The sequence below is a fragment of the Polaromonas sp. P1_G2 genome (assembly GCF_056405515.1).
In genome coordinates this window covers 1-5,443 of sequence record NZ_JBFUBY010000382.1, presented here as the reverse complement: position 1 = coordinate 5,443, position 5,443 = coordinate 1, and the positions used below count along the sequence as shown (strand labels likewise).

At 67.0% G+C, this 5,443-nt stretch carries 6 protein-coding genes and 1 pseudogene; 2 read left to right on the top strand and 5 right to left on the bottom strand.

What is annotated here, in order from left to right:
* The 4 genes and pseudogenes from serS to AC1D0P_RS23865 all read right to left on the bottom strand — a co-directional run.
* The coding region (serS, locus tag AC1D0P_RS23880; protein ID WP_477679014.1) for a serine--tRNA ligase at nucleotides 1-1,223 on the bottom strand (1,223 nt) is incomplete at its 3' end.
* 47 nt (nucleotides 1,224-1,270) lie between these two features.
* Complete coding sequence (locus AC1D0P_RS23875; RefSeq protein WP_477679013.1) at nucleotides 1,271-2,212, bottom strand: threonine/serine dehydratase; 942 nt, start codon at nucleotides 2,210-2,212, stop codon at nucleotides 1,271-1,273.
* 12 nt (nucleotides 2,213-2,224) lie between these two features.
* Nucleotides 2,225-3,066, bottom strand: a pseudogene (gene ispH / locus AC1D0P_RS23870) (4-hydroxy-3-methylbut-2-enyl diphosphate reductase).
* Entirely contained in the window at nucleotides 3,063-3,554 is a 492-nt protein-coding gene (locus AC1D0P_RS23865; protein ID WP_477679012.1) for an FKBP-type peptidyl-prolyl cis-trans isomerase, read from the bottom strand. Before AC1D0P_RS23865 ends, ispH begins: the two are co-directional and overlap by 4 nt.
* A gap of 163 nt (nucleotides 3,555-3,717) precedes the next feature.
* On the opposite strand from AC1D0P_RS23865, the gene radC reads away from it, so the two are divergent.
* The gene (gene radC / locus AC1D0P_RS23860; protein WP_477679011.1) at nucleotides 3,718-4,395 is read left to right on the top strand and encodes a RadC family protein; all 678 of its coding nucleotides are present in this window, start codon (nucleotides 3,718-3,720) and stop codon (nucleotides 4,393-4,395) included.
* A gap of 9 nt (nucleotides 4,396-4,404) precedes the next feature.
* Nucleotides 4,405-5,061: a Smr/MutS family protein gene (locus tag AC1D0P_RS23855; protein ID WP_477679010.1), complete on the top strand. Its 657-nt coding sequence runs from the start codon at nucleotides 4,405-4,407 to the stop codon at nucleotides 5,059-5,061.
* 11 nt (nucleotides 5,062-5,072) lie between these two features.
* Here the strand turns inward: AC1D0P_RS23855 and AC1D0P_RS23850 are convergent.
* On the bottom strand, nucleotides 5,073-5,443 hold a 371-nt coding region (locus AC1D0P_RS23850), incomplete at its 5' end, for a group II truncated hemoglobin (RefSeq protein WP_477679009.1).

Sequence of the window (5,443 nt, the reverse complement as noted above, 5' to 3'; positions counted from 1 at the left end):
CCTACAGCCAGGCCCGAGACGTTGAGGGTGTGGACGAATTCGTTCTTGCCCTGGGCGTTCTTGAAACGGGCTTGCAGGCGGCGCGCCTGGAAGGCTTCGCAATTCGAGACCGAGCTGATCTCGCGGTAGGTGTTCTGCGCGGGCAGCCAGACTTCGAGGTCGTAGGTTTTGGCGGCGCCGAAACCCATGTCGCCGGTGCACAGCAGCATGACGCGGTAAGGCAGGCCCAGCTTTTGCAGGATGACTTCGGCGTGGCCGGTCATGGCTTCCAGCGCTTCGTAGCTTTTGTCGGGGTGGGTGATCTGCACCATCTCGACCTTGTCGAACTGGTGCTGGCGGATCATGCCGCGCGTGTCGCGGCCGTAGCTGCCGGCTTCCGAGCGGAAGCACGGCGTGTGGGCGGTGAACTGCAGCGGCAGTTCGGCTTCGGCGACGATCTCGTCGCGCACGAAGTTGGTCAGCGGCACTTCCGAGGTGGGGATCAGGTACAAGGCCGTGCTTTCGGCTTCGGCCGCGCCCTCTTGCCCACCCTTTTTGGCGGCGAACAGSTCTTCTTCAAACTTGGGCAGCTGGCCGGTGCCGCGCAGCGAATCGCCGTTGACGATGTAGGGCGTGTAGCACTCGGTGTAGCCGTGCTCCTGGGTCTGCACGTCGAGCATGAACTGCGCGAGCGCGCGGTGCAGGCGGGCCAGCGGGCCCTTCATGACGGTAAAACGCGAGCCGGTCAGCTTGGTGCCGAGTTCGAAGTCCAGGCCCAGGGGCTGGCCGACGTCGACGTGGTCCTTCACTTCGAAGGCAAAGGCCGCCGGTTCGCCGCCGGGGCCTTCGATCGGGCTCCATTTGCGCACCTCGACATTGCCGGCCTCGCCGATGCCCTGAGGCACGCTCTCGTGCGGCAGGTTGGGCACGGCCAGCAGCAGGGCCTGCATGTCGGCCTGGATCTGCTCCAGCCGGGCGGCCGAGGTTTCGAGTTCGGCCTTGGAGGCGCTGACCTGCGCCATGACGGCGCTGGCGTCTTCACCCTTGGACTTGAGCTGGCCGATCTGCTTGGACAGCGTGTTGCGCTGGTTCTGCAGCTCTTCGGTGCGGATCTGCAGGGCCTTGCGTTCGGCCTCCAGGGCCTGGAAGGCCTCCACGTTGAGGAAGGCTTGCGGGGTTTTGCGGGTTTCCAGCCGGGCGATGGCCGAGGGCAGGTCTTTGCGGAGCAGGTTGATGTCTAGCATGGGGCCATTGTATTTTGTGCGAGGGTAGCCACCATGGCCCGTTCGGCTCAGTTCAGGCTGGCCGGGTCCAGGTTGGCGCCGCAGATGATGAGGCAGACTTTTTCGTCGGCGCGCGGGCGGTAGCGGCCGGTTTGCAGCGCGGCCAGCGGCAGGGCCGCGGCGGGCTCGACGGCCAGCTTGAGCTCTTTCCAGAGCCAGAGCTGGGCCGCGCGTATGGATTCGTCGGTCAGCAGCAGCGCGTCGCGCACATGGGCCTGCGTGACTTCCCAGGAAAGGCTGCCTATGCGTTTGGCGCCCAGCGAATCGGCGGCGATGCCGCCGACGGCCACGTCCACCGGTTCGCCGGCCTCGCGGGCCTTGAAGAGGGTAGGCGCGAGTTCGGGCTCCAGCGCGACCACGCGGCTGCGCTGTTCAAACCAGCCGGCCACGCCGCCTATCAGGCCGCCGCCGCCCACGCTGACCAGCACCGAGTCGGGCACGCCGCCCTGCTGCTCGATCTCCGCGGCCAGGGTGCCGGCGCCGGCCAGCACTTCGGGCTGGTCATAAGCGTGCGTGAGCAGCGCGCCGGTTTCCTGCTGGCGGGCCAGGCAGGCCTTGAGGGCATCGGCATAAGCCGCGCCCGTCACCACCACCTCGGCGCCCAGCGCAGCCAGCTTGGCGCGTTTGGCGGGGGTGGAGACCTCGGGCACAAACACCTCGCAGCGCACGCCCAGCTCGCGGGCCGCGGCCGCGGTGGCAATGCCGGCATTGCCGCCCGAGGCGACGATCACGCCGCTGGCGGGGATGGTATTGGACAGCAGGCGATTCAGCATGCCGCGCGCCTTGAAGCTGCCGCCCGTCTGCAGGTGTTCGAGCTTGAGCCAGACTTCGGCGCAGTCCACGCCCAGCGCCTTGCCGGGCAATTGCCACAGCGGGGTCTGGTGGATGAAATGGCCGTAGCCGGCCTTGAAGGTGCGCAGGCAGCGCTCGATGTTGTCGCGATCGGTCATGAAGGAAGGGGATCAGGTGAGTTGGTGAAGCTGGCTGTCGTTGATTTCGAGCACATGGCCCTGCGCGTCGAGCTTCAAGCCCTTGGGCAGCGGGAACTTGATGGTTTCCTCGATGCCGTCCATCTTGCGCACCGACACCGCGCCTAGCGCCTTGATGCGGTCTATCACCTGCTTGACGAGAATCTCGGGCGCCGAGGCGCCGGCCGTGAGGCCGACCCGGCCCCGTCCTGCCGGTTCTGTGTGGCATAGCAGATGTCCTGCTGCTTGGGCTCGCGCACCTGCGGAAAGCGCTGCTTCACGGCGGCGCTGATCTCGGCCGCGTCGTCCACGCTCAGCGTGGTCTGCGTGACCACCGCCAGGCGCTCCGTCTGGCCGGGGCTGATGCGCCAGACGTCGGCCACGTCTTCCACCAGGTGGATGCCGCTGTCGAGCTGGCCCATGGTGCCTTCGACTTCGGGGTGGCCCTTGTGGCCGATCATGATGAATTCGTAGCCCTCTTTGTGCAGCTTGGCGACTTCGACGTGCACCTTGGTCACCAGCGGACAGGTGGCGTCGAAGATCTGGAAGCCGCGGCGCTCGGCCTCTTTCTGGATCGCCTGGCTCACGCCGTGGGCGCTGAACACCAGCGTGGCGCCGGGCGGCACGTCGTCGAGTTCTTCAATGAAGATCGCGCCCTTTTGCTTCAAGTCGTTGACGACGTAGGTGTTGTGCACGATCTCGTGGCGCACGTAAATCGGCGCGCCGAACTTGGTCAGGGCGCGCTCGACGATCTCGATCGCGCGGTCGACGCCGGCACAGAAGCCGCGCGGCTCGGCGAGCAGGATTTCCTGGGGAAGCAATTTTGATCCAGTCATAAAACGCCAATCACTTGCACTTCAAACACGACCGGCTGGCCGGCCAGCGGGTGGTTGAAGTCGAACTGCACCGCGTCACCGCCGGGCTTGACCTGCTGCACCGCGCCGGCGTACTGGCCCATGCCGTCGGGCGTGGGAAACTGCACCACGTCGCCGACCTTGTACTGCTCGTCCGGGTCGCCCAGCTCATTGAGCAGCTTGCGCGCCACCCACTGCACCAGCTCGGGATTGCGCTCGCCAAAGGCCTCGCCGGCCGGCAATTCGAAGGTAGCGCGAGTGCCCTCGGGCAGGCCCAGCAGGCGCTGCTCGATGGCCGGAGACAGTTCGCCCGTGCCCAGGCTCAGCGTGGCGGGCTTGCCTTCGAAGGTGTTGATGATGTCGGCGCCCGGTTTCCCGTTCACGGACGGCCCGGCCATGCGATAGTGCAGGGTCAGGAAAGAGCCCGGCTGGACCAAAGGAGGGGCGGAGAGTTCCACGGTGGTGGGCATAGGGCGGAGGCTTTCGGGGCCGGCCGGAACGGCGGGCCGGTGTTTGTAAACTGCCTCTATTGTAGAAAGGACGGCCCGGCCGGGCCAAACCCGGTTTTTTGGCCTTTTTTGCGGGAGGAGTCCCTTGGCTCCCTCCCGCCAACCCATAAGAAGAGATCGACCCATGATCCTGAAAGACCTGCCCCAAGACACCCGCCCCCGCGAAAAACTGCTGGCGCGCGGCCCCGGCGCCCTCAGCGATGCCGAACTGCTGGCCCTGCTGCTGCGTACCGGCATTCCCGGCAAAAACGTGCTGCAGATGGGCCAGGAGCTGCTGGACACCTTCGGCGGCGTGGCCGGGCTGCTGCACACCACGGCCGAAAGCCTCAAACGCATCAAGGGCCTGGGCGGCGCGGCCAAGCGGACACAACTGGTCGCCGTGCTGGAGCTGGCGCGCCGCGCGCTGGCCGAAAGCCTCAGCCAGAAAACCGTGTTCGACACACCCCAGGCGGTGCGCGACTACCTGCAGCTGCAGCTGGGGAACCGACCGCACGAGGTGTTCGCCATGCTGTTCCTGGACAGCCAGCACCGGATGATCGCGCTCGAGGAACTGTTCCGCGGTACGCTGACGCAAACTTCGGTCTACCCGCGCGAGGTCGTCATCCGCGCCCTGGCCCTGAACGCCGCCAGCGTGGTGCTGGCCCACAACCACCCCAGCGGCTCGGCCCAGCCCTCGCGCGCCGACGAGGCGCTCACACGCAACCTCAAGTCGGCGCTGGCGCTGGTGGACATCCGCGTGCTCGACCACTTCGTGGTGACCAGCACCCAGGCCGTGTCCATGGCTGAGCTGGGATTGCTGTAAGGTTGAGCCATGAAAGCGCCCGCCCTCAAAAGCCTGCAGGACCTCAAGGCCGTCAAGCGGGAGATCGAAACCCGGGCCCGGCTTGAAAAAGAAGCCGCCGCCGCAAAAGCCGCCGCTGCGGCCAAAGCCAGGGCCGAAAAAGAGCTGTTCTCGCGCGCCGTCGGCGCCGTCAAGGCCCTGCCCGCCAAACACCTGCCCGGCCACAAGGCTTCGCTGCCGCTACAGCAGGCCGCACCCATTCCCGTGCAACAGCAGCGCGACGAGCTCGCGGTGATGCGCGAAGCGATCTCCGACGAGTTCGACGTCGAGACCCTGCTGGACACCGACGAGGCCTTGAGCTTCCGCCGGCCCGGCATGGGGCCCGACGTGGTGCGCAAGCTGCGCCGCGGCGGCTGGAGCATCCAGGGCCAGCTCGATTTACACGGCCTGCGCCGCGAGGACGCGCGCGAAGCACTGGCGCTTTTCATCAAGGACGCCCACAAGGTGGGCTGGCGCTGCGTGCGCGTGGTGCACGGCAAGGGCCTGGGCTCGCCCGGCAAGACGCCGGTGCTCAAGGGCAAGGTGCAAAGCTGGCTGATCCAGAAGCAGGAAGTGCTGGCCTTTGTGCAGGCGCGGCCGGCGGAGGGAGGTGCCGGGGCGCTCGTGGTGCTGCTCGCGCAGGGCTAGAGGCCGCGCGCCTACTCCCCCCGGTTGCGCATCCAGTCCGCGGTCTGGAAAAAAGACGCATTGAGCCGCGCGCGCAGGCCTTCATCCACCCCGGTCTCGCGCATGGCCTGGTCCATGCAAGCCAGCCACTGGTCGCGTTCGGCGATCCCGATGGAGCCGCCACCGGTGGATTGCGGCATGTGGCGCATGCGCAGGCGCGGGTGGCCGAAGCGGTCGGTGTAGTACTGCGGCCCGCCCAGCCAGCCGCATAAAAACCAGAACAGGCGTTGTCGGGCGTTGTCGAGTGTGCTGCCGTGCGCGGCGCGCAGGGCTTTGTAGCCCGGTTCCAGGTCCATCAAATCATAGAAGCGCTCAACCAGGGCCTTGACGCGGTCCTCGCCGC

Bases quoted from the DNA above. Each gene is read 5' to 3' on its own strand.
- AC1D0P_RS23855 (WP_477679010.1), top strand. From the start codon at position 4,405: ATGAAAGCGCCCGCCCTCAAAAGCCTGCAGGACCTCAAGGCCGTCAAG.
- AC1D0P_RS23865 (WP_477679012.1), bottom strand. From the start codon at position 3,554: ATGCCCACCACCGTGGAACTCTCCGCCCCTCCTTTGGTCCAGCCGGGC.
- radC (WP_477679011.1), top strand. From the start codon at position 3,718: ATGATCCTGAAAGACCTGCCCCAAGACACCCGCCCCCGCGAAAAACTG.
- AC1D0P_RS23875 (WP_477679013.1), bottom strand. From the start codon at position 2,212: ATGACCGATCGCGACAACATCGAGCGCTGCCTGCGCACCTTCAAGGCC.